This window comes from Maribacter aquimaris (genome assembly GCF_014596745.1).
Classification (GTDB): domain Bacteria; phylum Bacteroidota; class Bacteroidia; order Flavobacteriales; family Flavobacteriaceae; genus Maribacter_A; species Maribacter_A aquimaris.
Window position 1 is genome coordinate 221866 of sequence record NZ_JABTCF010000002.1, and the last position, 26476, is coordinate 248341.

The window sequence follows — 26476 nt, forward strand, 5'->3', positions numbered from 1 at the left end:
GGTTACTGTTATTAGGCTCTTGAAGTAAGTGATTTGTAGAAGACAAAACCAAAACCACTAAATAGCATAAAATGGAAAGGGAATAACCCGAAATCATTTAAGGGAACGGCACTGTACATCCCGAAGAGGAAATATATCATCAGGGCAAACTCCAGAATCATGTTCGGCGAAAGTTTTTTGGTGAGGTATTTATTGCCTTTCCAACTATCGGTAATACTGTTCAAGTTGAATTTAGGGGTTCTTACAAACTCACTTCGCTTACCCATATGTCCTTCCAATACGGCAATGGAGTTATGCAATGAAAACCCTAGGGCAACCGAGAAAAAGGTAAAGAACAACTTAATGTAATCGACAAAATTATCAAAGCTACTTCCCTGTATGCTTTTGTAGGTGAACCAATAACAAACGAAAAGAATGATCGTACTTACGACAAAGAAACTCAATACATCAAAGGCCCAATCCAATTCTGGGTACAATGCCTTAATATACATGGCCGGGATACTTAATAACGATACCAGGAATACACATAGGAACATTGAACTGTTCAACAAATGCATGACGCCATGGAATTTGGTTTTAAAGGAAATATTTTTGGCCGTAATAACTTTCCAGACCGATTTTCTGAAGTTTTCGGCACCACCTTTGTTCCAACGGAACTGTTGTGATCGGGCAGCACTGATTACAACGGGTAATTCCGCAGGGGTTTCAACATCCTCCAGGTACTTGAATTTCCAATTTTTCAGTTGGGCCCTATAACTTAAATCGAGGTCTTCCGTTAAGGTGTCCCCTTCCCAGTTTCCGGCATCCAAAATACATTCCTTACGCCATATGCCCGCAGTGCCATTGAAATTGATAAAATGCCCTTTCGCATTCCTGCCAACTTGCTCCAAGGTAAAATGAGCATCCAAGGCAAAGGCCTGTATTCTTGTCAATGTGGAGTAATCGCGGTTGATATGTCCCCATCGGGTCTGTACCACTCCAATTTCCTTATCCTTAAAATAAATAACAGTTTTCTTTAACCAATCGGGATCGGGTAGAAAGTCAGCATCGAATATGGCAATAAAATCACCTTTGGCTATCTCTAGACCTTCTTTGAGTGCCCCGGCTTTAAAGCCTTGACGGTTTTCCCTTCGAATATGTTGAATATCCAGCCCGCTTTCCTGTAATTCTCTTATTTGTTCCGCGGTAATATTGACAGAACTGTCGGTTGAATCATCAAGAACCTGGATTTCCAACTTACTTTTGGGATATTCGATCTTTGCGATGTTCTCCAATAGTCGCTCCATAACATATTCCTCATTGTAGACCGGAAGTTGAATGGTTACAAATGGAATTTCTTTTGGATCTAAAAGATTGAATTTTGGCGCTGTCTGATTTTGGCGCTTATAGCCTAGATAATTGACCAACAGGTTCAATTGTGCCAAACTGTAAAAAAATATCAATAACAGCGCAAAGCTGTAAATGGTAATGATTATATAAGAGATTATAAGACCCATATTACTTGATGCTGTATTTAAAAATCCAACCAAGAATTTTTATGCCTGCAAATATACTACCTTTTACGGTACCCGAGACCTTGGAGACTCCTATTCTTTTTTTGTAACGCACTGGCACTTCGATATATGTCATCTTCCTTTTTAGTGCCTTTAATTGCATCTCTACAGTCCACCCATAGGTTTTGTCTTCCATTTTCAAGGCTAGCAACTTGTCATATTTTATTGCTCTAAACGGTCCTAAGTCGGTAAATGTTGCCCTAAAGAACAATTTCATTAGGCTGGTAGCCAGCCAATTGCCGAAAACCTGTTGGGGTGTCATACTTCCGGGTTCCCTTAAATGCTTCACCCTGGCGCCGATCACAAAATCAATATCTTGTTCTATAATAGGTTGCACAACCTTCGTCAATTCTTGTGGGTAATCGGAATAATCACCATCAATAAACACGATTATATCCGGTTTAATTGATTGTTGTGCCACGTATTGCATACCACAAAGACAGGCATAACCATATCCCATCTTGGTTTCGGTCAAGACCGTGGCCCCGGCTTTTTCTGCCGTTGTTGCGGTGTCATCGGTTGAATTATTGTTGACTACGATGATTTCTGAAACCGATGCCGGTATTTCGTGTATGACCTGTGCAATGGAATCAGCTTCGTTATAGGCGGGGATAATAACTATTATGTGGGTCATTATTTTAGATCGGATAGTTTGTTTTCTCGACGAAAATCAATAAAACTGTACCATTCCTTGATTTTGTTTCCATTTTGATATTTTTCAGCAGAGACCAGTTCTTCGTTTTTATATTTTAGGCAGTATCCGTTCTTCTTTCCTTTATAGAGCTGGCATTTGTGGTAGATCCTTCCTTTTGTGTCATAAAACAACCACCAATTATCCATTTTGCCATCCAAATAATTCCCTTCTTTGATTCGAATTCTGTCAGGGCGGTAAAAATACCAATACTTTTCCCTTTTATCGTATTTAAAGTGACCCTGTTCTGAAATTATGCCATTCTTATGATAGAATTTCCAGTATCCTGTTTTTTCCCCGTCAACGAGCCATCCTTCCGATTTTGGTTTGCCGGATTTATAGAAATCCTTGTAATATTTCGGCGGATTATTGTTTGTTGCCGGAACAATGAAGGCAAAAAAGAATGCTATCAGTATACTATGGGGCATTTCTACTTCCTATTGACCAATTCCATCAAATCGGGATCATTGCCCAATAAAATCTGTGTTGGATTTATTCGGCCTTGTTCAGGGCCATTCTCCAATTTCAATACCCCTCTCGGGCACACAGCGGAACAAACACCACAACCCACACAACTGGAACGAACGATGTTCTCCCCTTTTTGGGCATAGGCCCTTACATCGATACCCTGTTCGCAATAGGTTGAACAGTTGCCGCATGAAATACATTGTCCGCCATTGGTGGTTATTCTAAATCTTGATTTAAACCGCTGGACAAATCCCAAATAGGCTGCCAAAGGGCATCCGAAACGGCACCAAACACGATTCCCGAATATGGGATAGAAGCCTGTACCGATAACACCTGCAAATACGGCTCCTATCAAAAAGCTATAGGTATCCATGATACTTTGAACTTTTATACCTAGTACCGTACCTGTTTCGGCAAAAAAGCCATAAAGGGTAAAACCTGTCATCACCAAGGCAAATAGTAAGACCCCATGAATCAACCAGCGTTCAACTTTCCATGAAAAGAGCGATTTGCTTGAATGTTGCCTATAGGGGTCCCCTAAGGTTTCGGCCAAACCTCCACAACCACAAACCCAGGAACAATACCAACGTTTGCCAAAGAAATAGACCATTACCGGAACAATGACGACGGTCAAGACAATTCCCCAAACAAGTATGAATAGGCCAATGCCACCACTATTGAGCAATGATTTTAGATTCCATTGGAAAAAGAAATCATAATCCAACGGAAAGGCATTCTTAAAATCATAATAGGGCATTTGAAGGCGTACCATGATCTCAGGAATCAAAAAGGCAAATACGATCTGGAAGAACAATACCGATGTCGTCCTGACCATTTGATACATATTATGGCGGTATTTTATATACATACGCACGGCCATGACAACCATGACCACACAATACATAAAACCATAAACAAACCATTGTCCGGCAAGATTCCCACTGAGTGATTGACTGATGGGGTCTACCAGATAGGTCCAATTCACCGCATATTCCGAACGGAAATAAAGGATAAGGTAAAAGGAAACCAGGAAGATAAAGACCATCCAGGCAATCCAACCCCTATTTGTGGCATTTTCATGATAAATACCGTTGTTCTTTATGCCTTTCTTACCTAATAGAACCACATTGGGGAGAATGAACATCAGCGCACCGATAATGCCAAGTCCAAAAGTCAAAAACCACATCAATCCCTTATGTTCGACAATGAAACCACTCCCGGAAATCTTGCCGAGTTCCGCTGCCATATCATGTGGCTTGGTATAGATAATCTTTTTGTATTCCTTGTTTTTACGATGTTGCGCATTGGCCGTCTCGAGGGCATGGGTGACTTTTGGCGCAAACGAAAACATACCCTCAAAATTTTGACCGACTACGTTTTCTTGTATATCTGAAATGAACAAATCACTTTTGATTCCTTTTTGGCCAACAAAATCCTCAAACTGTTTTGGGGATAGGCTGTAGGTGCCTACAACAGGTAAAGCGGCAAAAATGGTCAGACCCATCAAAAATATGATAAGGCCTATGTTTTTTATTATTTTCATCGGGTCTTAGGCTGTTTTAAAAATTCGTTTCCAACTTTTCTTTTTGGGTGTTATGCCGGTTCCCATTTCAGTATTGAATTTGGCAACGATTTCAGTCTCGTGTTGAGCATAGAATTCGGGGTCGAAATTAGCGTCTTTCAAATATTCCATTACATAGTCCACATTTCGTTCTTCGGTAAGCCATCGGTCAAAAATTTCATGGCGCATACGTATTCCGAAGGTATTGATTCCTAAAAATTTATTCGTGTCGGAGTGATAGGCGACGGTGATACATATCTTTTCTTTTGGATGTCGCCAGTGAAAGTGTTTTTCAGAATCCTTCTTTGTTTTTTCGCTGAATACCCAACCGTAGGTTTGATATTCCACATCCAGAAATTTGGCCGAATTGAACCAGTGACCTGGATTATATTCGGTTTTGTTGCCACAGATGGTCTGGGCTACGGTCTCTCCCATCATACGTCCTGTATACCAAACAGCCTCAATAGGTCTGCGGCTCCCAATAGCTTCGTGTTGTTCGGCACAGTCCCCAATGGCATAGATGTCAGTGATGTTGGTTTCAAGCATGCGATTGACCTTTACACCGCGGCCAATTTCAATTCCGCTGTCTTTTAAAAAATCAATATTTGGTGCTACACCAGCGGTAAGTCCGACAAATTCACATTCAATAACATCGCCTTTATCGGTTTTTATAGCCTTGACCCTGCCGTTTTCATCTGGAAGAATTTCGGTTAAATTGGTAGCCAATCTTAAATCGATATGATGTTCTAGTATATGTTCATTGATCATTTGTGATTCCCCGGAAGGAAGAACACCATTCCAAAAACTGTTTTCCCTAACCAAAAAAGTTACGGGAATATCCCTAGAGCGAAGCATTTCGGCGAGTTCAATACCGATTAATCCGCCACCAACGATGACAGCCCTTTTGCAGATTGTATTATTGGGGGCGTATTTTTCAACACCGTCGAGATCCTGTTTGGAGTATAAACCCTGTACCCCTTTTAAATCTTGACCCGGCCATCCAAATTTATTAGGTTTGGACCCTGTGGCAATAATCAATCTGTCATAACGAATATCCGCACCGTCTTTTATGCGTAGTGTTTTTTCTTGATGGTTAATGTCCTCGACATAGGCATTTATGAGCTCGATCCTGTTCTTTTTCCAAAACCAATCTTCATAAGGTTGTGTATGTTCGAATTTCATGTGGCCCATGTATACGTACATCAGTGCGGTTCGAGAAAAGAAGAAATCCGTTTCGGCAGAGATGATACTTATACGTTTATCGGAAAGCTTTCTAATGTGTCTGGCCGCTGTAACCCCGGAGATGCCATTACCTATGATAACGATGTGTTCCATATGATTTTTGATGGTTGTTTGGTTTTAAGTCGTAACTAAATATAGGAACTTAATCCATATTCCGATATTTTATGTTTTTAATTGATTTCCAGTCGATTTAAACAATCCTGGATTTTTACGATCAAAGCACGTATTTATTAATTGTAGTATATTTAAAAACTTAATCGAAGCGGAATGAGGCAATTGGGGTTATTGATTTTTTGTTTGTTGCAATTTTCCTGTACTAGCCAGGTCATGGAAAAAATAAATGGGGTCAGTTTTGTCGCTTCGCGGGAGAAAGTGGGGCAACAACATGTTGATGAAATTCTGAATATCAACGCCAATCATGCCGCTGTTATGCCTTTTGGTTTTATACGTGAAATAAATTCACCCGATATTATTTTCGACACCGAACGGCAATGGTTCGGTGAAACCAAAAGTGGCGCCAAACAGTATATTCGGATGTTGCAAAAAAATGGTGTTCAAGTAATGCTAAAGCCACAAATCTGGATTTGGAGGGGAGAATTTACAGGGACTCTGAGGATGCAAACTGAAGAAGATTGGCAAGTCTTGGAGGCATCCTATGAAAAATTCATACTGGCTTATGCCAATTTGGCCCAAGAAACCCAAACCGCTATTTTTTGTATTGGAACGGAGTTGGGGCAATTTGTAAAAAAAAGACCTGTATTTTGGAAAAATTTAATTGTGAAAATCAGGGAAGTGTATAAAGGTAAGCTGACGTACGCCGCAAACTGGGATGAATATCCTGGGACCCCATTTTGGGAATATGTCGATTTTATCGGTATTGATGCCTATTTCCCATTATCTGAAGAACGTACTCCTACTGTTACGCAATTGAAAAATGGGTGGAAGAAGCACAAGGAAAGGATGATGCAATTGTCCAAGGAAAAAGGCAAGCCCATTTTATTTACCGAATATGGTTACCGAAGTATCGATTATACGGCCAAGAAACCTTGGTTGGTAGACCGAAGTGTTGAAAACGTCAACCTCGATGGTCAGGTAAATGCCAAAAAAGCCATCTTTGAGGAGTTCTGGGGCGAGGATTGGTTTGCGGGTGGTTATGTCTGGAAATGGTTCATTGATCATGATAAGGCAGGGGGCGGTAAGGATAACCGGTTTACCCCCCAGAATAAACCAGCCCAATTGGTGATCAGTGATTTTTATAAACAATATTGATTTGCAACTACCAAAAAGGTAGGGATATAGTTCAATATGACCTGTGTTTTCAAAAACCTGTCATAATTGTATTAATAAATCGGCAACGCCGTAAATGTATTTGCAAATGGCAAGTATTTTGACAAACTTTGCCGAAACCCTGTACTGCGTGACGTATATAAATAAATTGGTGGTAATAGTTTTGGTATTGGCTTCTTTCGAAAGTGCGATTTCCCAAGAGAACCTAGAGACTGTTGTTGCTAAAAATGGAGATGGTATTCTCTCTATTTTGAGAAATGAAGGTATCGATATCGCTAAGTACTACGAACAGTTTCTCGAACTGAACCAAGATAAATTAAATAATGGTAGCCGTTTATCCGTTGGTGAGACGTATGTGATGCCATATGCCCCCGATTCTTTTAAGAACAGGGGGGTATTGGTGCAAATAGGCCATGGCGGGGAAAGACCGATTTTTGATGAAGAGTTGGCCACTTTAAGACGTAAGGACAGTTCCTTGATCAATACGGTATATTATTTGATAGAACATGATGGAGGGGAAGGTACTAAGGTTCAAGACCCACTTAAGGATGGTATCGCTGTGAACATGGCAAGGAAGTTGCTCCAAAGTGGGGCAAGGGTGTATTTGTTTACCAGTGAAGCGAAGGATTCTTTGGATTTGATAGATTATGTTGGGGAGATAAACAAAAAATACCTGAGACATAATGGGGATTATCAAAGGCTAGTGGTGATGAATGTTGACGATGTGAATTCAAAAACAAAGACCGATGTAATGGTTTACCATTATGCGGAGAGTGTGGAAAGTAAGAGATTTGCTGCCAACATATTGAAGGTTTTTGGTGGGAATGTTGTAAAACAAGGGCCCTTGGAAGATTATTCCAAGGTTTTTACAGATTTTAAAAGTATCGCATTCGCAAAGAATATTTTACCTCCCATTACCTTAATAAATATGGGTTCAAAACCTGCCGATGATGAAAAAACCATGAAGGTAACCTCCGATAGGGAAAATATAGCCAACCTAATTACCAATGGAATTTTATCGGATTATTCCAATACGGAATTTGAGGAAAATGAGTAAAAAGGTGAAAGTGAAAATTAATAATTACATATTTCCGGTAGTGTTTTTCATGGCTATGATAGCCACAGGACAGGATGCCTATATCGCTGTAAAGGCGGAAAAGGGTGATGGGGTATATTCCCTTCTGCGAAAACAGGGGGTCGACCCATACGAGACTTTCGATGATTTTGTTGCCTTGAACTCTGAAAACCTTCGTGATAGTGTCCATTTATACGAGGGAAGAACCTACTTTTTGCCCAGTGTCGATTCAACATCCACAACTAAAGCCGATAAAGTTGAAGCACCAAAATTGGAGGGTAGTCTTTCCTATCCCTTATTCGGGGATGGGTATTCCGAGGTCGCCATCAAAAGTACCCGCTTGAAAGGAGCGGTTTATTATTTGATCTCAGGGCATGGAGGCCCGGATCCGGGTGCAATGACAAAATATGGGAACACTTTTATTTCAGAAGATGAGTACGCCTATGATTTAACCTTGCGGTTGGCTAAGGAACTTATGGCCCATAGTGCTTTGGTCTATGTCATTATCCAGGACAAGGATGACGGTATACGTGATGATCGGATTTTGGAAATGGATAGGGATGAGGTCGCTTTTCCGGACAAGACAATACCATTGAATCAGACGGCCCGGTTAAAACAGCGGGTTGATATTGTGAATGACCTTCATAAAAAACATAAGGGGCAATTCCAAAGACTCATAGTGACCCATGTAGACAGTCGTAGCAAGGGGCAGAATATCGATGTTTTTTTCTATCATCATGCAAAAAGCAAGAATGGAAAGAAATTGGCCGAAAGTATACACAATACGTTTAAGGAGAAATATAGAAAATACCAACCCAATCGTACTTATACCGGTACTTTTCAAGACCGGACTTCGCTTTATCTTGTGAAAAAAACCCATCCGGCAATGACTTTTATTGAGATTGGGAATATCAGAAACAATAAAGACCAAAAAAGGATATTGGAGCCCGATAATCGTCAGGCCCTGGCCAAATGGATTTCTGAAGGCGTTATTTTGGATTTTGAGAGCGGGGAAATCGGACCGATTCGCTAGAGGGCTATCTTTCGTTTATAATAATCATATAACTGTTCCGGTCCGGCACCTAGAAAATTCTTTAGGTGAATTACCCCAAAATGATATTGAAGGCGCACGACTCCATGCTGTCTGTACTTTCTGGCAGAGGTCTGGACATGATGTGGGATTATACTAAAGTTGGTTTTTTGGTATAAACGACCAATGAACTCATTGTCTTCAAAAACGATATATTTCTCATTGAAACCTTCGGTCTTAAAAAAAAGCTCTTTGGTGACAAATAACGATTGGTCACCCCCTCTACAGATTTTGTGGTTGTATCTGGTGAACCAGGCAAAGAAACGCAGTACCCAATGGTCGCTGTCAAAACGCATTTGAAAACAACCGGATTGATGTTTTTTCGAAGTCGCGTTGAGGATATGTTGGTCAAAATCCTTTGGAGGAAACGTATCGGCGTGTAAAAAATAGAGAATGGTGCCTTTTGCATGCTTGGCCCCTTCGTTCATTTGTTTGGCTCTCCCTTTTCCGGTTTGTAGCACTGTTGCCCCTGCATTTTTTGCAATTTGTACGGTGTTGTCATGGCTACCTCCATCAACGACCATTATTTCAGCAATACAGCTGGTGCTGCTATTCACCTTTAAATAGCCAATGAGTTTCCCGATTTGGTCTTCCTCATTGAGTACGGGGATAATAATGCTGATGGTTATGGTATTACCGCTTTTCATTCAAACTCCAGTCATACGTTAGAAAATCTATTTCTGCATTTTGTGAAATCTCAATATCCACATATTTGTTCAGGTAGTCGATCAGTGATTTTTTGGTAGTGAAATCGTCCCCATACCATTTGAATATTTTAGACAAGGCAACTGCATTTTGTGAGATTTTATTCTTTGTGGTGTCGTTTATAAAATCGAAAGTGGCCTTTTTTAGCTGTCCCTCCAATTCCTTGGCGGAATAGGCACGGTTCAATAGTTTGGGGCAGGAATAAGAGGCGCAATTAATGGCAAAATGAATGCGTGGTTCATCCATTTCTCGAAGAATATCGTGCTCTATTTCCCCTAGGGAAAAGCTGTCGACCCCAATCTTTAGGCGGTCTTTGCCCCAAGGTCTGAAAATATCCTTTATACTCTCCAAGGGGTAATTATCCACGATCAACTGAACCGTCCCTGCATTGTATAGGTTTATGTGATAGGCCAATTGCTCTTCTTTGGATGCGGAATGGGCAATGGGGTTTTGTGACAGGTATTCGAGATAGTTCCTTAATTGGTCGCTATCGGCAACAAAACCTTTGTAGTCGACATTCCCATTTTCATCCACATGTTTTTTCAACAAAATGTCCCAGGGGGTATGGTCAACCGTTTCAACACTACTATCCAAGGTGGCACGTGATGGCTTCTGGCCAAAACAATTCAGTAACAGGAAAAATGGCAATGTTATGCCCAAGATGTATTTAAGTTTGATCATCATCCAATTTTAGGAATATATATCCTTTAGTTTCATTTCATGATCAAACCTTACACAAATCAACAACAACCACCGCCGTTGTAATGCCAGGTGCTTTCGCTGATATGAATAGGGGCACCGGTTTTTGCCAATGCTGCTGCTGTTTTGTCGCAAATGGCCAAAGGTTGGTTTTGGAGTAAAACATGTCCGGCATTATCATCAAAATACGCCTCGTTACCATAATAGATTGCGGTTTTTCCCGTAAAAATACAAGGTCCATCCTCTGGCATGGGGTCTTTTATAGCGGCAATTTCAATAGATTCTATAAATATCAGTTCGTCGGTGGGGTAGTGGTTGGGCGATAATACCCGATATGATTTTCGGGCCCTTACCTCTATGGTCCCAAAGCCTGCATCGGTTAAGGCCTTGATGTATTCTTTCATGGGTATACTTCCGCTTAAGCAGAGTGCCCGGAGTCTATCGTCATTTCGCAACGCTTCGTTCATGGGCTGTTCACAGATGGGGTCGCTCATGACCAATCGACCGTGTGGTTTAAGAACCCGGTACATTTCGCCAATGGCTTTTCTGAGGTCTTCGGCCTTGAAGATATTGAAAAGACAGTTTTGGGCCGCAATATCAATACTCTCATCTGCAATGGGCAGATTCAGGGCATCACCTTTGACTAGGTTTACATAATCACTTTTAAACCAATCGTTTTCTTCTTCAGCTATCTTAAAATTCTTTCTGGAAGCCTCGAGCATTTCATCGACCACATCTACACCGGTAACACCGCCTTTTTGGCGTGAGAAATAGGAGAATTGCAAAAGTTCCATACCGCCACCAACGCCTACATACAAAACCTTTGGGTTGTTTACCAAATCCTGGGCCGAAACCGTACTCCCACATCCATAGTTCATTTCCTGCATGATTTTGGGTATAGACAAACCAGGAAACTGCCAAATAGGATTTGTGGTACAGCATAGGCCTACATCCGGGGTTAGGGCAGCATCTTTGTACAAGTCGTTCGTAGCTTCTAAATAGCTCATAGTTCTTTTATTAGTTCTGTAAAAAGTTTGATCATTTTGGGCTCCGTATCGTTTGCGATCTTTATGATTTCCTGAATATCGACGGGTTCAAGGTTGTCAGGGTCACACTCATCGGTCAATACAGACACGGCAACCATGGGCAATCGTAAATGGTTGGCAACGATTACTTCGGGTACGGTGCTCATACCCACTGCATCGGCACCTAGGATTTTCAACATTCGGTATTCTGCCTTGGTCTCCAATTGTGGACCTACAACCGCTGCGTATATCCCTTTCTGTAGGCGTATATTCTCTCGTTTGGCAATTGCCTTGAGTTTGTTGCGCATGGTTAGGTCGTAAGGTTCGCTCATGTCTACAAAACGATCTCCGAATTCATCTACATTACTGAAGGCCAACGGTGATCCCCCCTGAAGGTTGATATGGTCCTCGATCAACATAATGTCGCCCTTTTTGAAATCGAGGTTAATGGCTCCTGCGGCGTTTGAAACGAATAACTTTTTGATTCCAAGCCTGTGCATAATCCGGATGGGATAGGTGACATCCACAAAATCGTAACCCTCATATAAATGGAAACGACCTTCCATAACAACAGCTTTCTTGCCCTCTATGGTGCCATAAATCAGTTTGCCTGAATGAAATTCGACCGTTGCCAAAGGGAAAAATGGTATGTGGTTGTAATGCGCTATAATGGGGTCTTCAATGGCATCGACCAATTGGCCCAAGCCTGTTCCCAAAACAATGCCGATTTCAGGGTTGTCAAAGCCCTTTTCTTTTAAATACTCAGTGGATTCTTGTAATTCTTGCTCAGATAATCTCATATATTCTTCAAATAAGTTTGAAAAGCTTTTATTGGTAAAACGTCTTCGTAAAGGTCAATATCATTCTTGGTTTCCAAATGGAACACTTTTTTGCCTGTTAAGTCATTTATGGTATCCTCAAGCACTTTGTTCTTGCCCCATGCCTTATTTTTGAAGACGGCATCCGTATAGGATTTCATTCCCAATAGATAATATCCGCCATCCAAAGCAGGTCCTATCACAAAGTCATTTTCATTAAGGGCGTTGAAGGCTTTTTGTATATCGGTACTCTCCAAATCATACATGTCGCTTCCGATAATAATGATTTTTTCAAATCCGTTTTCAAAACCTTCCCGAAAAGCATTCGCCATCCGCTCCCCCAAATCGGCTCCCACTTGCAATCGTTTATCAAAAATAAGATTATCCCAAGAATCATCCTCCCAAATCCCTTCCGAATAATACACGTGTTTGTGTACATGCAGATCTTTGGTTATGTCCGCGGTATGCCTAAGTAGGTACTTGTATATATCCAAGGCCACTTGGTCCCCGACCTTTGCCGCCAATCGTGTTTTGCATTTTCCCAAAACAGGATTTCTGGTGAATATGAGTAATAGTTCCCTGGAATTGACCAAATGGAAATGAATGGCCAAAGCATCTTTCTTTTCAGTATTTTGTTGAATTAAACCCATGTGTTTCGGATTGATTTATTCATAAATTTTTTCACCTTTTTCCAATAATTTGCCCCATAATCTATTATAGGCGTGTACTTTTTCCGTTTCATTGCCTTCTGTATCAAAAACCGGATAACCCGAATTCTTCCATTTAAATATACCGCCATACAGGTTTTGGATATTGGTATATCCCATTTCCTGAAGTTTTTCACCAATATCCTCTGACCTAACCCCTATAGAGCAGTACACCACAATCGGGGTTTCTAGGTTGGGAATGGCGTTTTGTAGGTGTTGTGCGTCAAATTGGTCGTAACCTACCCAAAGGGCCTGTTCCAAATGACTTATTTTAAACTCTTCCAATTTTCGGGTGTCTAGGAAAACCAGACTGTCCTTGGCAACGGCCTCGGAAACCTGTATGTAAGGAATTGTTTCATTATTGAGGGCTTTTAACTTCCTATCCATTTTTTTTTGGGCGACCATTATTGTCGTGCAAAGAAGGAAAATATAAAAAGCGGATAAGGTTTTCATACAATATTGAATGTTAAAAGTAAAGGTACTATATTATGGGATTTTGTTATCTTAACCTAATCAATAAAAACACCATTATGGTTTATAGATTGCTTGCAATTATTTTTCTTTTAACCGTATTGGTCGGGTGTAAGCAAAAAGTACAAAACGCACCAAATGTTATAGTTAGTGGTAAGACGGAACATTATCAAGAGCCTTACAGGCCTCAATATCATTTTTCCCCAAAAGAGAAATGGATGAACGACCCCAACGGATTGGTGTATTATAAAGGGGTTTATCACTTGTTCTATCAATTTTATCCCGACGATATTGTTTGGGGCCCGATGCATTGGGGGCATGCGGTTAGTAAGGATCTTTTGCATTGGGAACATAAACCCATAGCGCTATATCCCGATGAACACGGATTGATATTTTCTGGGAGTGCCGTTGTTGATGAAAATAATAGTTCCGGATTCGGTACCGAGGAGAACCCTCCACTTGTGGCAATTTACACCTATCATTTAATGGAAGGCGAAAAGGCAGGCAGGAACGATTTTCAAACACAAGGAATCGCTTATAGCCTTGATAATGGTGACACTTGGACAAAATATGTGGATAACCCGGTAATTGGAAATGAGGGAATCAAGGATTTCCGTGACCCTAAGGTTATGTGGCACAAGGAATCGGAAAAATGGATACTCACGTTGGTAGCCGGGGATCATGCCCGGTTTTATAGCTCTAAAAACCTTAAAGAATGGACGCTTTTAAGTGAATTCGGAAAGGATAAAGGCGCGCATGGCGGTGTTTGGGAGTGTCCAGACCTAATACCCATGACGGTCGAAGGGACTGATGGTATAAAGTGGGTTTTATTGATCAGTGTAAATCCAGGGGCCCCCAATGGAGGTAGTGGTACCCAATATTTTGTGGGTGATTTTGATGGGGATACGTTTACCACCAATCAAACGGAAACGAAATGGATTGATTTTGGCACGGATAATTATGCGGGGGTAACCTACAATAATGCTCCGGAAACCCATCCGATTTTTATTGGGTGGATGAGTAATTGGACTTATGCCCGGGATACACCAACTGAAAAATGGCGTAGTGCAATGACGACGCCCAGAAAATTAATGTTGAATAAAACGGATGGGGATTATCAACTGTTCAATTATCCTATTGATGGTATTGATAAAATCATTTCCGAAGAGGAGGGTTTCGATGTTGGGATAGCTGCCAATGCAACGGAAACCATGGCTTTTAAAAACCTCAACCCCTCGGAAATAAGGTTTACGACCAGTTCAAAGGATTTTCAATTGAAGTTAAGTAATAGCACCAAGGATGAATTGGTATTGACCGTAATGGGGGAGGATAAAACCTTTATTCTTGATAGGTCTAGATCGGGAAAAGTCGATTTTCAGGAAGATTTTGGAAAGGGCGTTCAGCAAATGCCTATGCCCCTTTTACCGGAAGGGGAATATGAGGTCCGTTTACTGCTCGATTGGTCGTCTATTGAAATATTCATCAACGGAGGGCAGTATGTGATGACTTCCCAGATATTCCCCAATGGAAACTACACAGATATAACCATTAAGAACTTAGGGGAAGACAATTTTCAATGCCGTGATTTTCAGGTTAATGGGATAAAAAGCGTTTGGGAGTAATCCCTAAAAAATGTTGGTAGTATATAAAAAAAAGCGTTTGAGAAATCGAATACTTTTTTGCAGTGCCTCCAGCCCCTTACCCTGCCTTTATACATCCCTTTGGCCTTGGCTATATCTATACCTTCCCGTTGTCGTTCCAACATCGTATTACGTTCCATTTCGGCAATGTTGGCCAGTACCGACACAATCAACTTAAAGGCTGGGTTGGGTTTTCCGTCAACCAATGATTCAATGCCCAGGTTCTCTACCTTGAGTTTAATCCCATGATCATCAAAGTGCTGGAGTGTCATTAGTATATCCAGGAGGTTTCGTCCCAGTCGATCTATTGCATGTACCGATACATAGTTTAGATCCATATCGTTTAAAAGCCTCTGCCCTTCTGCCCGTTCATTGAAGGGTATGGAGCCACTACATATATCTATGAAGAGCTTTTCGCCCGTGTGTTGCTTTATAAGCTGTCTTTCCAAATTCTGGTCTGGTGTGGATATTCTTATGTATCGTGCTTTTATAAAAGAAAGATCCGAAGAATATTCTACTGGATCAAATTTAGGGAGGGTATAATTGATACATTTCGATCAACTGCAAATAGCTTGGATCAACTACCTAAATCCGTACCACAGTTAGGGCATGGTCTATTTTTGCAATAAATGTTTGCAAACGTATTTTATATGTATAATAGCTTGATAGATATCTTATACCTACATAAAACATGGGCTATTTTAAATACCTGTAAATAAGAAATATGCGTACCTTGGTAATCATATACAATTGTTGTAATCAATAGCTCAAAAAGTAAATATTATACAAGTATATAAATTTCAGTAAAACCGATTAATTCTACTTAACAAGGGTAGCCTTAATCGAAATAATCATCAGGAATATTAGCAATAGGTAATGTAAAATCATTGTATTGCGTAGATGATAAATAAACTGATAACATACCTCTTGAACCACCAATAGCGATATTTAATAGCTTACGCGCAAAACTTGAATCTAAATCACTCTCCTTATCCTTCTTATTGGTTAAAACATCTTCTAATTTAAACACTCCAAATTCAAAAAAAGATACTAGACTGAATAAATCTTCATCATTTTCCTTTAGAACAACTGTTAAATCAATCTTAACCGCCACAGCAGAATTTTTTCGGTCGACTTGAAACTCTGTTTTCAATGCTAAATTTATATTTTCAAATTTTAAATCACCTTCAAATTCATTTTCACTATTAACTTGAAAAGAAAGGGGCTTAGCGTTATAAATTTCAATACTGACATCTGATTTTTTCATAATCTATAAATTATTCAATATTAAATAAAACAGGCTTTTCTACAGCCAACGCATTTCCTTTACTTCGAATTTTTCGAACATCTTCAACTTTCCACCTAAAAGTACTTTCTTCTGACCCAGATAAAACTATTCTGTGAATAAATTGAGTTCTTCGTGCCTCATACACTCCAAGAGTCTTAACATTATTCCAAGTGTTTTTCAAGGCAGAAAGATCTTCTATCTTTTTTTCTAATTCGGCAACTTTATTTTTAAGTCTAAAAATCTCTTTTTTTAATTGCTCTTCAGTCTCAATTTCAAATGCATTACATTTTAAATGTTCTTCAATATTTTTGTCCGAGAGTTTCTTTATGATAGCCATTCCAGTACGTGCTTCTATTAGGCTTAAAGTTAAAATCGTAAAGTTGTGATTACCAGAAACCCATCGAGTAACATCACTTGCTGTTTTACCAACTAATTTCGCAAATGACTTTTTATTCATCCCATCTATGGAGCGAATATAATTAGTTATCATTATGCCTATTTCAGCAGAATGAGCCGTATAATTTTCAATTTCTTCTGGGATACCAAAATCCAAATCATTTATAGTTTTCATAATTCTAAAATTTCGTCTTTTTCAATTTCTTCAATAGATATTGCTTGTGTTTTATCTAGTGATTCAATATATTTTGACACACTACATAATTCTTCTGCTGCATTTTCACACTCTGAAACTTCCTGATAAGCCTTAATTTGAACTCCCTCTATTTTCTCAGGTTTAAAACAACCTCCACCTATTATGATTGTATTTATATTTAGCACCCAGTAGAATATTCTATATCGACTTGTGATCTTTTTTCCATCTTCATATTTACTCGGTATCGCAAATAGCCCGTCTCGTCCAGTACAAACTTCATTTCTTCCCTCTATTCCGTATACATTCGCAGTATTAAGTATTTGAGATTTCAAAATTTGGGCATCTTGTGGAGATTTTTTATGAAGTTCTTGCAAGAAATCAAAAGTTGGACTTGAAACTGTTTTTCCATCTGAATCACATATTTCATAAGTATAGACAGCTACAACCTTGGCATCTAGTACAAACTCATTAATTCGGAAATTCATAAATACACATATATGTAAAACGCTAAACTAAAGAATTTGTTTCATAATAATGCAAAAATTTTATTAAAAAACGTCTATTATATCTAATCGCTGTATATATGGACTTCACTCTGATGGAAAAAATGCAGAAATGAAATCGTTCGTGCTTACTCATGTGTGTCGTTACTGATTACAACAAAACCTAAACGTAATGCGGACTTTAAGACTAAACCGAAAGGTCTGTGTATATTTATAATGTCGCTAAATCTTATGCCCCGACGCTTCGGGGTATCTTTGGAAAAGGAAAAATAAAACTAAACAAAAAGCTTTAGCTTCGGACGCAGACGGCGAACCTCCGCACTACGTTTAACCCAACCGAGGAATTAATTAAATCAGAACCTTTTACACAAATTTAAGTATACATATTTGTATATTTTTGGATGATCAGGTCATCCAATATTTCGGGGTTTTCAATGATTTTATGAATGAATTTCTTGCTTTTCATACGTTTGACGAATTTCTCCAGATAAACGGCATCTTGCTTTGATTTGCATTTTTTGGACAGTGCGATTGTCCAATCGTCCGCGGCCTTCGTGAAATTCTTTTTGAAATGATGTTGGTTGTGTTGTTCAAATCGAACCGTCAGGTCAGGGGTTTCACCGATATAATATCGGTTTATGGTTTTACTATGAAGGATATAAAAGAAGTGCATTGTTGTATAAAAATACAAAACCCTGTAAACATTGGGTTTACAGGGTTTTTAAAGTGGTGCCTCCAGCCCCGACCCTTCGGGGGAACCAGGGACGAATTATTTTTGGATGATCAGGTCATCCAATATTTCGGGGTTTTCAATGATTTTATGAATGAATTTCTTGCTTTTCATACGTTTGACGAATTTCTCCAGATAAACGGCATCTTGCTTTGATTTGCATTTTTTGGACAGTGCGATTGTCCAATCGTCCGCGGCCTTCGTGAAATTCTTTTTGAAATGATGTTGGTTGTGTTGTTCAAATCGAACCGTCAGGTCAGGGGTTTCACCGATATAATATCGGTTTATGGTTTTACTATGAAGGATATAAAAGAAGTGCATTGTTGTATAAAAATACAAAACCCTGTAAACATTGGGTTTACAGGGTTTTTAAAGTGGTGCCTCCAGGAATCGAACCAGGGACACATGGATTTTCAGTCCATTGCTCTACCAACTGAGCTAAGGCACCATCCCTTTTAGGAGGGTGCAAATATAATTTCAAATTTAGGATATACAAACAAAAATGAAAAAAAAGGTGATTGTTTTTTTTCAATTGCAGATCTTTGTGTCATGAATCTGATAATTGATGCCGGTAATAGCTTTGTGAAATTGGCTGTTTTTGATAACGGCTCATTGGTTGATGATGTGAGTGCGAAGCTTGTTGATTTCGTTGAAAGTGCAAAGGCTATCTATCATAAATATCCGCAAATAGAATGGACCATGGTGTCCTCAGTGGTATTTTTGGATAAAAAGGATATTGAGGCTTTAGCCGTTTTTTCAAAAGTGCATGTGCTCGATCATAAAACCAAAACGCCATTTAAGAACCAGTACGGTACTCCAGACACCTTAGGGGTAGATCGCATAGCCTTGGCTACTGCGGCGTTTTACCATACGCCCCATAAAAATGTTTTGGTGATTGATGCCGGTAGCTGTATTACGTACGATATTCTTACCCATAAGGGGGAATATTTGGGCGGCGCCATTTCCCCAGGTTTGGGGATGCGGTATAAGGCGCTGAACCAACAGACTTCAAAATTGCCTTTATTGACCCCAAAAGCTCCCATGGATTTGGTAGGGAACACCACCGAATTAAGTATCCATAGTGGGGTGGTGAATGGTATTTGTGCCGAATTGGATGGGGTTATTGATCAATATAAACTTAAATTTGAAGATTTAACAGTCATTTTAACAGGAGGGGATGCCCAATTTTTGTCTAAACGATTAAAAAATACCATATTTGCCCTTTCCAATTTTCTACTAGAAGGTTTAAATAATTTGCTAGACTACAATAAGCGCTAAATGATCAAAAAAATTGTAATTGCAATAGTATGCATTGCGTCGACCGGACTGTATGCTCAAAATGGTTCAGTTTCCCCTTACTCTTATTTTGGTTTCGGCGATATACAATCCAAAGGAACTATTGAAAACCAAATGATGGGAGGAATCGGAATGTTCGCCGATAGTATCCATGTAAACCTTAAGAATCCTGCGGCCTATAGTGCTCTGGGTATCAAATATGGGGAGGATTTTGGAAATACAACCTACACCGTCGGCTTGTCCCATAATAGGCTGAGTTTTGCAAACAACATCGAAAGTCAGAGCAATTCCGTGACCAATCTGGAATATATTGCCGTAGGTATGGCTCTAAAAAAAGGATTGGGTATTGGTTTTGGGGTCATGCCCTATTCCTCTGTGGGATACGATATGCTATCGGAAAGTACCAATGGTAATGATGATAGGGTATTGAACCGCTACTATGGTGATGGGGGATTGAATAAAGTATATTTTTCCATTGGGTATGAATTTATGGATGACCTGAGTGTTGGGGTAACGGCCAATTTCAATTTCGGTACGTTAGAGAACAATCGTGTACAGACCGTTGAGGATGTGCAGTACGGTACCTTGGACAAACGAAGTTCCAAGGTTAACGGAATGGATTTTAATTATGCGCTGAATTATACCCCGTCTTTTAAGGATAAATATAGGTTGTTTGCCTCGGTTAGGGTAAATACACAAGCGAATCTCACCTCTAAAAACACCAAGGAAATAGGATCCTTTGCGGTAAATTCTGGCGCGAACATCGAAGTGGTTGATGTAAATCTGGATGCTTCAAACCTTAGGCACACTGAATTAAAGGTGCCAACCACCACTACCTTGGGGCTGGGTTTTGGGGAAGATAGAAAATGGTTTGTTGGTGGGGAGTACAGTTTTCAAGGCATGGGTTCTTTTACGAATGATTTTGTTGATGCCCCTAACTTGAGGTATCAGGATGCCAGTTCATTCGCTTTCGGAGGGTTCTATATCCCTGATTATTCGGCCTTCTCGGGCTATTTCAAAAGAATGACATATCGGGCAGGTTTACGTTTTGATAAAACAGGAATGCTCTTAAAAGATCATGAAATAAATAACTTTGGCATAACTTTTGGGTTTGGGTTACCAATGCGCGGAAGTTTTTCTAATCTTAACCTTGGTTTCGAGGTGGGTAGAAAAGGGACTAAATATGATAATTTAATAGAAGAAAATTACTTTAAAGTCAATGTAGGACTATCTTTGAACGATATTTGGTTCCGTAAGCGAAGAATAAATTAAGAAAAATTTGTACATTAACCACTAAAATTAATAATATGAAAACGAAACTTTACTTCACAGCGATGATGCTTTTAGGATGCATTGGAGTAAGTAGCGCACAGGCACAGAATCAGGAGTGCATGACCAATTTGTCTATTTACGTTGAACACGCGAAAGTCAAGAATTATGAGGCTGCTTATACACCATGGAAAATGGTGTATGAAAATTGTCCCGATATCAACTGGGCCAATTTCGCCTACGGGGAAAGAATCTTGAAAGATCGTGTAAAAAAATCGACTGGCGCCGATAAAGACGCTAACATTCAGGAATTATTGGCACTGTATGACAACAGTATGAAGTATTTTCCTAAAAAAGCCAAACTTGCTGAAGTAATCATAGACAAGGTTTTGTTGAAATATGATAACAAGATGATTGATGATGGGGAGATTTATAGTCAATTGAGTAAAGCTTTCCATGAGGACAAGCCTAATTTTAAAAACCCAAAGGCGCTTTATCTTTATTTCTCCAGTTTGGTTGATTTACACAAGGCAGGTAGCAAGGACCTTCAGGAGGTATTTGATGTTTATGATGATGTAACCGAAAAAATCGAGGATGAGAACGTTAAATTAACCGATAGGATATCAGCATTACTTCCAAAAGAGGAGGCCGGTACCTTAACAAGTAAAGAGAAAAAGCAATTAAAGGCCGCTACAACCAATTCAGAGTCATTTGGTAAGATCGAAGGTAGTATAGATTCCAAATTAGGTGATTTGGCCGATTGTGGCAACTTGATTCCTTTATATCAAAAAAGTTTCGAAGAGAAGAAAAACGATATCAACTGGGTAAAAAGGGCTGTGGGTAGAATGTTCAACAAGGAATGTACTGATGACCCTATGTTCAAAAAGTTATTTGAAGCCCAAATGGCACTTGATCCATCTGCCGATGCCTATGTGTACGGCGGTAACCTTAAACTTAAGGCTGGTGACCGTAATGGTGCGGTAGCCGATTTCAACAAGGCCTTGGATTTGGAAACCGATGCTAGAAAAAAATCGAACATTGCCTATAAGGTGGCCACGGTCTTTAGAAGAAGTAGTAAGTCTACGGCTAGGAGTTATGCACAAAAGGCAATTGATGCCAATCCTTCAAACGGTAGGGCGTATTTGTTGATTGCCAACTTGTATGCAACCAGTGCCAATGATTGTGGTACAACGCCATTCGAGAAGAGGGCGATTTACTGGAGAGCGGCAGAAATGGCAAGAAAAGCAGGAAGAGTTGATCCTTCACTTAGTGGAAGGGCTAACCAATCTGCAGCTAGTTACTCTGCAAAGGCGCCTTCAAAAACAGATATCTTCAACTCTGGAATGGCTGGTAAAACGGTTACGTTCAAGTGTTGGGTAGGTGGTAGTGTAAAAGTTCCTAATTTGTAAGATGAAACAATCTTTTGGATTTTTCTTAAAGAGCATTGCCCTGGGTTTTTCCGGGGCAATGCTTTTTTTTTCCTGTGCGGATAACTATAAGCGGGTGGGGGAAGAAGCCTTGCCGTTGGTATTTCCTCAGGGTGTCGCAGAAAATTTTTCCTTTAGGTATTCCGAATCGAATAACGTGATGGGCAATGAGGATATTGACACCACTAGGGTGATATCGGTGTTATCGGGGCCTATTACCGAGAATTATGAAAATTTGGAATTCCCTTATCGTACATTCCCAAAAGGGATAGTAGTGGACATTTATGACGAGGACAAGAACAAAAATAAAATAATCGCGGATTATTGTATTCGGTATTCTTCCACAGGATTGATAGATTTGCGTGGGAATGTTGTTTTGGAGACCCATGACGGAAAGAAATTGGAAACGCCACAATTGTATTACGACCAATCCAACGAGTGGGCGTTTACACAGGATAAATTTAAATATACAAACCCTGAGGAAGGCACGGTAATGGATGGTGAGGGTATGGATTTCAACAAAGACTTCAGTTTTTTAAATGCACATAAAACCTATGGTCTAATGACTATAAAAGAAGAAATCAATGATTAAGATATTAAAATATACAGAGTATTTATACTTGGTAGTAGCCATTTTCTCGATTTACAGAATAGTTACGGATTGGAATGTGAACCGTGAAGGCACCTATTTGTTTATGTTCTTTGCTGTTGTATCTATCGGAATGTTCTTCTTCCGAAGAAATTATCGAAAGAAGTTCGAGCAACGGAAAAAAGATAACCAACGTTAAAAATGGAGACATCCATTGTAATCATACTTCTTTCTTTGGTGTTTTCAGCCTTTTTCTCGGGCATGGAAATCGCCTTCATTTCTGCGAATAAAATCCATATTGAGATAGAAAAGAAGCAAGATAATTTTTTGGCCAAGGTACTGTCGCGTCTAACGAAAAGGCCTTCCAAATTTATAGCAACCATGCTCATCGGTAACAATATTGCACTGGTGGTGTACGGGATGTTCATGGGAGAACTGCTTATGAATTGGTTTTTAGGTATGTTGCCTGTCAACAATAGCTTTTTACAGCTTATATTGACTGATTTCAGTTTGCTTACCCAAACCATTATATCAACCCTTATCATATTGGTTACTGCGGAATTCTTGCCGAAGGTCCTGTTCCAGATCTATGCGAACAACCTTTTAAAGGTCCTGGCGGTACCGGCCTATTTTTTTTATGTGCTGTTTTCCATTATTTCCGAGTTTGTAATCAAGGTATCGGATTTTATATTGAAAACCTTTTTTAAGACCGAAGGGGATGAGACCCAACTTGCGTTCAGTAAAGTAGAACTTGGGGATTATATCAGCGAGCAAATGGGAACTGTTGAGGAAGAGGATGAGGTGGATTCCGAAATACAGATTTTTCAAAATGCCTTGGAGTTTACATTGGTCAAAGCGCGGGAGGTTATGGTGCCACGTACCGAGATCACTGCGGTGGAATTGCACGAGAACACAAAAAATCTGACCCGGTTATTTACCGAAACGGGCTATTCGAAAATACTGATTTACAAGGGTACTATCGATAATATCATTGGCTATGTGCATTCGTATGAGCTTTTTAGTAAACCCAAGACCATAAAGAGTATTTTGAGGCCGGTGGAGTTTGTTCCCGAAACCATGCTCATTCACGATATTTTGAATGTATTGACCAAAAAACGGAAAAGCATTGCTGTGGTATTGGATGAATATGGGGGTACTTCAGGAATAATGACCGTTGAGGACATCGTTGAGGAACTCTTTGGTGAAATAGAGGACGAGCATGATACAACCGATTTGATTGAGGAACAACTCGATGAAAATAATTATAAGTTCTCTGCCCGATTGGAAGTCGATTATGTAAATGAGATTTATAAATTGGAACTTCCCGAGAATGATGAATATGAGACCTTAGGGGGGCTCCTGGTCAATGAAACTGGGGAAATACCCGAAAAAGATTCCGAGATAAAAATCGGGAAATACCTGTTTACCGTTTTGGAAGTCTCCAACACAAAGATCGATTTGATAAAACTTGGTGTGGTAGACGATGAATAAACCCGTAGTAACCTCATTTTAGGCATGTTTTACTTTTTAATAATTCAAAAGAAAATGGTAATTTCGCAAACTGATTATAAACAAACCATATAATGGCAATTTTAGAGAATATAAGAAAGAGGACCACCGTATTGATATTGATCATAGGTTTAGCGCTTTTTGCGTTTGTCATATCCGGGGTATTCACAAAAAACAATATGTCTGGCGGAAAGATAGGTTCTTCTGTTGCGGAGGTAAATGGGGATGAAATCTCGATCGATGATTTTAGAAGAAAGGTGGAAGTGGCATCGAACAGATATGGTTCCTCAGGGTCATCGATGATGGTCGTGAACCAAGTGTACGATCAAGAAGTAAGGAATGCCATTTTAGGCCAGCAATATGAGGATCTGGGAATCGATATCGAGAAGGATCAGATCATGAACTATATCAAAACGATTCCTGCCTATAATCAGAATCCACAGTTTATGGATGAAAATGGGATTTTTGATGAGAATAAATTTTTGGATTTTATTGCAGAACTTAAGGCAAATAGTCCTTCACAATACAATCTATGGTTGCAAGACGAGCAATCTATAATCCAAAATGCCAAGCAGCAGACTTATTTCAACTTGGTGAAGGCCGGTCTTGGTGTAACACTTAAAGAAGGTGAATTGGATTATAAGTTGGCCAACGATAAGGTAGATATCAAATACGTTCGAGTTCCTTTCACATCGATTGCGGATAGTACTATCGCTATTTCCAAAAGCGAGATACAATCCTATATCAAAGAGCATAAGGAGGAATTCAAACAAGAGGATGCCCGTGATATCCAATATGTTTATTTTGAGGAGAAAGCTTCTGTGGAGGATGTGGAAGCGGTAAGACAGGAAACGATTAAATTATTGGACGACACCGTCGAGTACCGTAAGGATACCGATAGAATGGATACCATTCCAGGATTTAGGAACACCAAGGATGTTGAGGATTTTCTAGATCGGAAATCAGATGTAAAATATGATACCATTTATAGGGCAAAGAAAGATTTGCCAACAAGTGTTGCCGATACATTGGTAGCGCTTAAGGTTGGGGAGATTTTTGGTCCCTACCGGGATGGGGATTATTTTAAGGTGTCTAAAATGATCGATAAAAAAATCAATGGATCGGCAAAAGCCAGCCACATTTTGATTTCTTGGAAGGGAAGCAAAAGTGCCGGAGAGAATATTACAAGAACCAAGGAGGAGGCTGAGGCCAAAGCCAAGGAACTTTTGGCAGATGCCAGAAAAAAGGATGCTGTGTTCGTACAATTGGCAAGGGATAATTCAGATGGACCTTCCGCGCCAAAAGGTGGTGACTTAGGGTATTTCCAAGAAGGGGCGATGGTAACCGATTTCAATGATTTTGTTTTTGGTAACAAAGTAGGTACCATTGGTCTTGTTGAAACCGATTTTGGTTTTCACGTCATAAAAATCGATGATAAGCAGGATGTTTACCGAATAGCGACTTTGGCAAGGGAAATAGAGCCTTCGGAGTCAACGATCAATAATTTGTTCCAAGATGCGACCAAATTTGAAATGGACGCTATTGCAGGGGATAAATCATACGCCGATTTGGCCAAGGAAAACGATTATCAAGTTCGTCCTGTGAATAAGATCAAGGTAATGGATGAAAGTTTACCAGGCTTAGGTTCCCAAAGGAGTGTTGTACAATGGGCCTTTAAGGAAGATACCGAGGTAGGTGATATAAAAAGGTTCAGTGTAAACAACGGGTATGTCATTGCACAAATGACAGCCCAATATGAAGAGGGACTTAAATCCGTTGAGGATGCTTCTGTCACTGTTTTGCCGATTTTGAGAAAGGAAAGAAAAGCAGAACAGATCATAGCGGCCAATAAAGGCAAATCCATGGAAGAAGTTGCCAAGGATAATAGTCTGTCTGTTTCCAATGCCTCGGCATTGACGGTTAAGTCACCGACTATTCCAGGAGCAGGTCGTGAGCCAGCAGTAGTTGGTACGGCGTTTGCTATGAAAGTGGGTGATACGTCAGATTTCATCAAAGGTGAAACCGGTGTTTATCTTATTTCAGTGACCAATAAAAAGGATGCCCCGAAATTGGATAACTATAGTACGTTTGCCAACGCGTTGAAAAACTCAAATGCAGCAAGGGTAAATACAGCCGTATACAATGCGTTGAAAAATGTTTCGGACATAGAGGACAATAGGTCCATTTTCTACTAAGAAATACAGGTTTATATAAAAAAAGTCCCAACGAATTCGTTGGGAC

General features: G+C 39.8%; 28 protein-coding genes and 1 tRNA gene. 11 read left to right on the forward strand and 18 right to left on the reverse strand.

The genetic code is table 11. The features are described from left to right. Window positions 1–11: 11 nt before the first annotated feature. The 5 genes from HPE56_RS05065 to HPE56_RS05085 are packed head-to-tail and all read right to left on the reverse strand — an operon-like array spanning window position 12 to window position 5608. Window positions 12–1496 (reverse strand): cellulose synthase family protein, encoded by a 1485-nt coding sequence (locus HPE56_RS05065; protein ID WP_188242691.1) that lies wholly within the window; start codon window positions 1494–1496, stop codon window positions 12–14. A 1-nt stretch (window position 1497) separates the two neighbouring features. Further along, complete coding sequence (locus tag HPE56_RS05070) at window positions 1498–2187, reverse strand: glycosyltransferase (protein ID WP_188242692.1); 690 nt, start codon at window positions 2185–2187, stop codon at window positions 1498–1500. Next, the gene (locus HPE56_RS05075) at window positions 2187–2672 is read right to left on the reverse strand and encodes a toxin-antitoxin system YwqK family antitoxin (RefSeq protein WP_188242693.1); all 486 of its coding nucleotides are present in this window, start codon (window positions 2670–2672) and stop codon (window positions 2187–2189) included. Before HPE56_RS05075 ends, HPE56_RS05070 begins: the two co-directional genes overlap by 1 nt. Before the next feature lie 2 nt (window positions 2673–2674). Continuing rightward, complete coding sequence (locus HPE56_RS05080) at window positions 2675–4255, reverse strand: 4Fe-4S binding protein (protein ID WP_188242694.1); 1581 nt, start codon at window positions 4253–4255, stop codon at window positions 2675–2677. 6 nt (window positions 4256–4261) lie between these two features. Next, window positions 4262–5608 carry an NAD(P)/FAD-dependent oxidoreductase gene (locus HPE56_RS05085; RefSeq protein WP_188242695.1) on the reverse strand — a complete coding sequence of 449 codons (1347 nt, stop codon included), beginning with the start codon at window positions 5606–5608 and terminating at the stop codon, window positions 4262–4264. Between the two features lie 174 nt (window positions 5609–5782). Here HPE56_RS05085 and HPE56_RS05090 point away from each other — a divergent pair, with 174 nt between their 5' ends. From HPE56_RS05090 to HPE56_RS05100, 3 genes are all read left to right on the forward strand, one after another. Then, complete coding sequence (locus HPE56_RS05090) at window positions 5783–6784, forward strand: glycoside hydrolase family 113 (RefSeq protein ID WP_188242696.1); 1002 nt, start codon at window positions 5783–5785, stop codon at window positions 6782–6784. A gap of 106 nt (window positions 6785–6890) precedes the next feature. After that, window positions 6891–7859, forward strand: coding sequence for an N-acetylmuramoyl-L-alanine amidase (locus HPE56_RS05095; RefSeq protein WP_188242697.1), 969 nt, complete (start codon window positions 6891–6893; stop codon window positions 7857–7859). A 49-nt stretch (window positions 7860–7908) separates the two neighbouring features. After that, complete coding sequence (locus HPE56_RS05100; RefSeq protein ID WP_188242896.1) at window positions 7909–8910, forward strand: N-acetylmuramoyl-L-alanine amidase family protein; 1002 nt, start codon at window positions 7909–7911, stop codon at window positions 8908–8910. Here the strand turns inward: HPE56_RS05100 and HPE56_RS05105 are convergent. Genes HPE56_RS05105 through HPE56_RS05130 form a run of 6 tightly spaced genes read right to left on the reverse strand, consistent with a single transcriptional unit; the run spans window position 8907 to window position 13308 of the window. Then, window positions 8907–9614: a TIGR04283 family arsenosugar biosynthesis glycosyltransferase gene (locus tag HPE56_RS05105; protein ID WP_188242698.1), complete on the reverse strand. Its 708-nt coding sequence runs from the start codon at window positions 9612–9614 to the stop codon at window positions 8907–8909. The two genes, HPE56_RS05100 and HPE56_RS05105, sit on opposite strands and share 4 nt — an antisense overlap. Then, on the reverse strand, window positions 9601–10356 hold the full coding sequence (locus HPE56_RS05110; RefSeq protein ID WP_188242699.1) for a DUF547 domain-containing protein: 756 nt from the start codon (window positions 10354–10356) through the stop codon (window positions 9601–9603). The genes HPE56_RS05105 and HPE56_RS05110 overlap by 14 nt, the downstream gene beginning before the upstream one ends. Before the next feature lie 56 nt (window positions 10357–10412). After that, a complete protein-coding gene (gene arsM / locus HPE56_RS05115; protein WP_188242700.1) occupies window positions 10413–11378 on the reverse strand; it encodes an arsenosugar biosynthesis arsenite methyltransferase ArsM in 966 nt (321 codons plus the stop codon). Continuing rightward, window positions 11375–12196, reverse strand: coding sequence for a purine-nucleoside phosphorylase (locus HPE56_RS05120; protein WP_188242701.1), 822 nt, complete (start codon window positions 12194–12196; stop codon window positions 11375–11377). The genes arsM and HPE56_RS05120 overlap by 4 nt, the downstream gene beginning before the upstream one ends. Continuing rightward, entirely contained in the window at window positions 12193–12864 is a 672-nt protein-coding gene (locus HPE56_RS05125) for a TIGR04282 family arsenosugar biosynthesis glycosyltransferase (protein ID WP_188242702.1), read from the reverse strand. Before HPE56_RS05125 ends, HPE56_RS05120 begins: the two co-directional genes overlap by 4 nt. Window positions 12865–12879: 15 nt before the next feature. Further along, a complete protein-coding gene (locus HPE56_RS05130; protein ID WP_223170194.1) occupies window positions 12880–13308 on the reverse strand; it encodes a rhodanese-like domain-containing protein in 429 nt (142 codons plus the stop codon). Window positions 13309–13451: 143 nt separating this feature from the next. Here HPE56_RS05130 and HPE56_RS05135 point away from each other — a divergent pair, with 143 nt between their 5' ends. Further along, window positions 13452–15014 carry a glycoside hydrolase family 32 protein gene (locus tag HPE56_RS05135; protein WP_188242704.1) on the forward strand — a complete coding sequence of 521 codons (1563 nt, stop codon included), beginning with the start codon at window positions 13452–13454 and terminating at the stop codon, window positions 15012–15014. Here the strand turns inward: HPE56_RS05135 and HPE56_RS05140 are convergent. From HPE56_RS05140 to HPE56_RS05170, 7 genes are all read right to left on the reverse strand, one after another. Continuing rightward, the gene (locus tag HPE56_RS05140; RefSeq protein WP_317173178.1) at window positions 14981–15580 is read right to left on the reverse strand and encodes a recombinase family protein; all 600 of its coding nucleotides are present in this window, start codon (window positions 15578–15580) and stop codon (window positions 14981–14983) included. The two genes, HPE56_RS05135 and HPE56_RS05140, sit on opposite strands and share 34 nt — an antisense overlap. A gap of 290 nt (window positions 15581–15870) precedes the next feature. Next, complete coding sequence (locus HPE56_RS05145) at window positions 15871–16299, reverse strand: hypothetical protein (protein WP_188242705.1); 429 nt, start codon at window positions 16297–16299, stop codon at window positions 15871–15873. A 10-nt stretch (window positions 16300–16309) separates the two neighbouring features. Then, window positions 16310–16891, reverse strand: a complete 582-nt coding sequence (locus HPE56_RS05150; RefSeq protein ID WP_188242706.1) for a hypothetical protein — start codon at window positions 16889–16891, stop codon at window positions 16310–16312. After that, window positions 16888–17397, reverse strand: coding sequence for a hypothetical protein (locus HPE56_RS05155; RefSeq protein WP_188242707.1), 510 nt, complete (start codon window positions 17395–17397; stop codon window positions 16888–16890). Before HPE56_RS05155 ends, HPE56_RS05150 begins: the two co-directional genes overlap by 4 nt. Window positions 17398–17788: 391 nt before the next feature. Then, the gene (locus HPE56_RS05160; RefSeq protein ID WP_188242708.1) at window positions 17789–18088 is read right to left on the reverse strand and encodes a GIY-YIG nuclease family protein; all 300 of its coding nucleotides are present in this window, start codon (window positions 18086–18088) and stop codon (window positions 17789–17791) included. A gap of 96 nt (window positions 18089–18184) precedes the next feature. After that, window positions 18185–18466 (reverse strand): GIY-YIG nuclease family protein, encoded by a 282-nt coding sequence (locus HPE56_RS05165; RefSeq protein ID WP_188242709.1) that lies wholly within the window; start codon window positions 18464–18466, stop codon window positions 18185–18187. 54 nt (window positions 18467–18520) lie between these two features. Further along, window positions 18521–18593 (reverse strand) — tRNA-Phe (locus HPE56_RS05170). A 101-nt stretch (window positions 18594–18694) separates the two neighbouring features. On the opposite strand from HPE56_RS05170, the gene HPE56_RS05175 reads away from it, so the two are divergent. The 7 genes from HPE56_RS05175 to HPE56_RS05205 all read left to right on the forward strand — a co-directional run bounded on the left by HPE56_RS05175 (window position 18695) and on the right by HPE56_RS05205 (window position 26430). Then, window positions 18695–19423, forward strand: a complete 729-nt coding sequence (locus HPE56_RS05175) for a type III pantothenate kinase (RefSeq protein ID WP_188242710.1) — start codon at window positions 18695–18697, stop codon at window positions 19421–19423. Next, window positions 19424–20713, forward strand: a complete 1290-nt coding sequence (locus HPE56_RS05180) for a hypothetical protein (RefSeq protein ID WP_188242711.1) — start codon at window positions 19424–19426, stop codon at window positions 20711–20713. It abuts the gene before it with no gap. A gap of 35 nt (window positions 20714–20748) precedes the next feature. Then, the gene (locus tag HPE56_RS05185) at window positions 20749–22119 is read left to right on the forward strand and encodes a tetratricopeptide repeat protein (RefSeq protein ID WP_188242712.1); all 1371 of its coding nucleotides are present in this window, start codon (window positions 20749–20751) and stop codon (window positions 22117–22119) included. A gap of 1 nt (window position 22120) precedes the next feature. Beyond that, the gene (lptC, locus tag HPE56_RS05190) at window positions 22121–22729 is read left to right on the forward strand and encodes an LPS export ABC transporter periplasmic protein LptC (RefSeq protein WP_188242713.1); all 609 of its coding nucleotides are present in this window, start codon (window positions 22121–22123) and stop codon (window positions 22727–22729) included. Next, on the forward strand, window positions 22722–22925 hold the full coding sequence (locus tag HPE56_RS05195) for a hypothetical protein (protein ID WP_188242714.1): 204 nt from the start codon (window positions 22722–22724) through the stop codon (window positions 22923–22925). The genes lptC and HPE56_RS05195 overlap by 8 nt, the downstream gene beginning before the upstream one ends. A gap of 2 nt (window positions 22926–22927) precedes the next feature. Continuing rightward, complete coding sequence (locus HPE56_RS05200) at window positions 22928–24217, forward strand: hemolysin family protein (protein ID WP_188242715.1); 1290 nt, start codon at window positions 22928–22930, stop codon at window positions 24215–24217. Window positions 24218–24309: 92 nt separating this feature from the next. Continuing rightward, complete coding sequence (locus HPE56_RS05205) at window positions 24310–26430, forward strand: SurA N-terminal domain-containing protein (protein ID WP_188242716.1); 2121 nt, start codon at window positions 24310–24312, stop codon at window positions 26428–26430. Window positions 26431–26476: the final 46 nt, after the last annotated feature.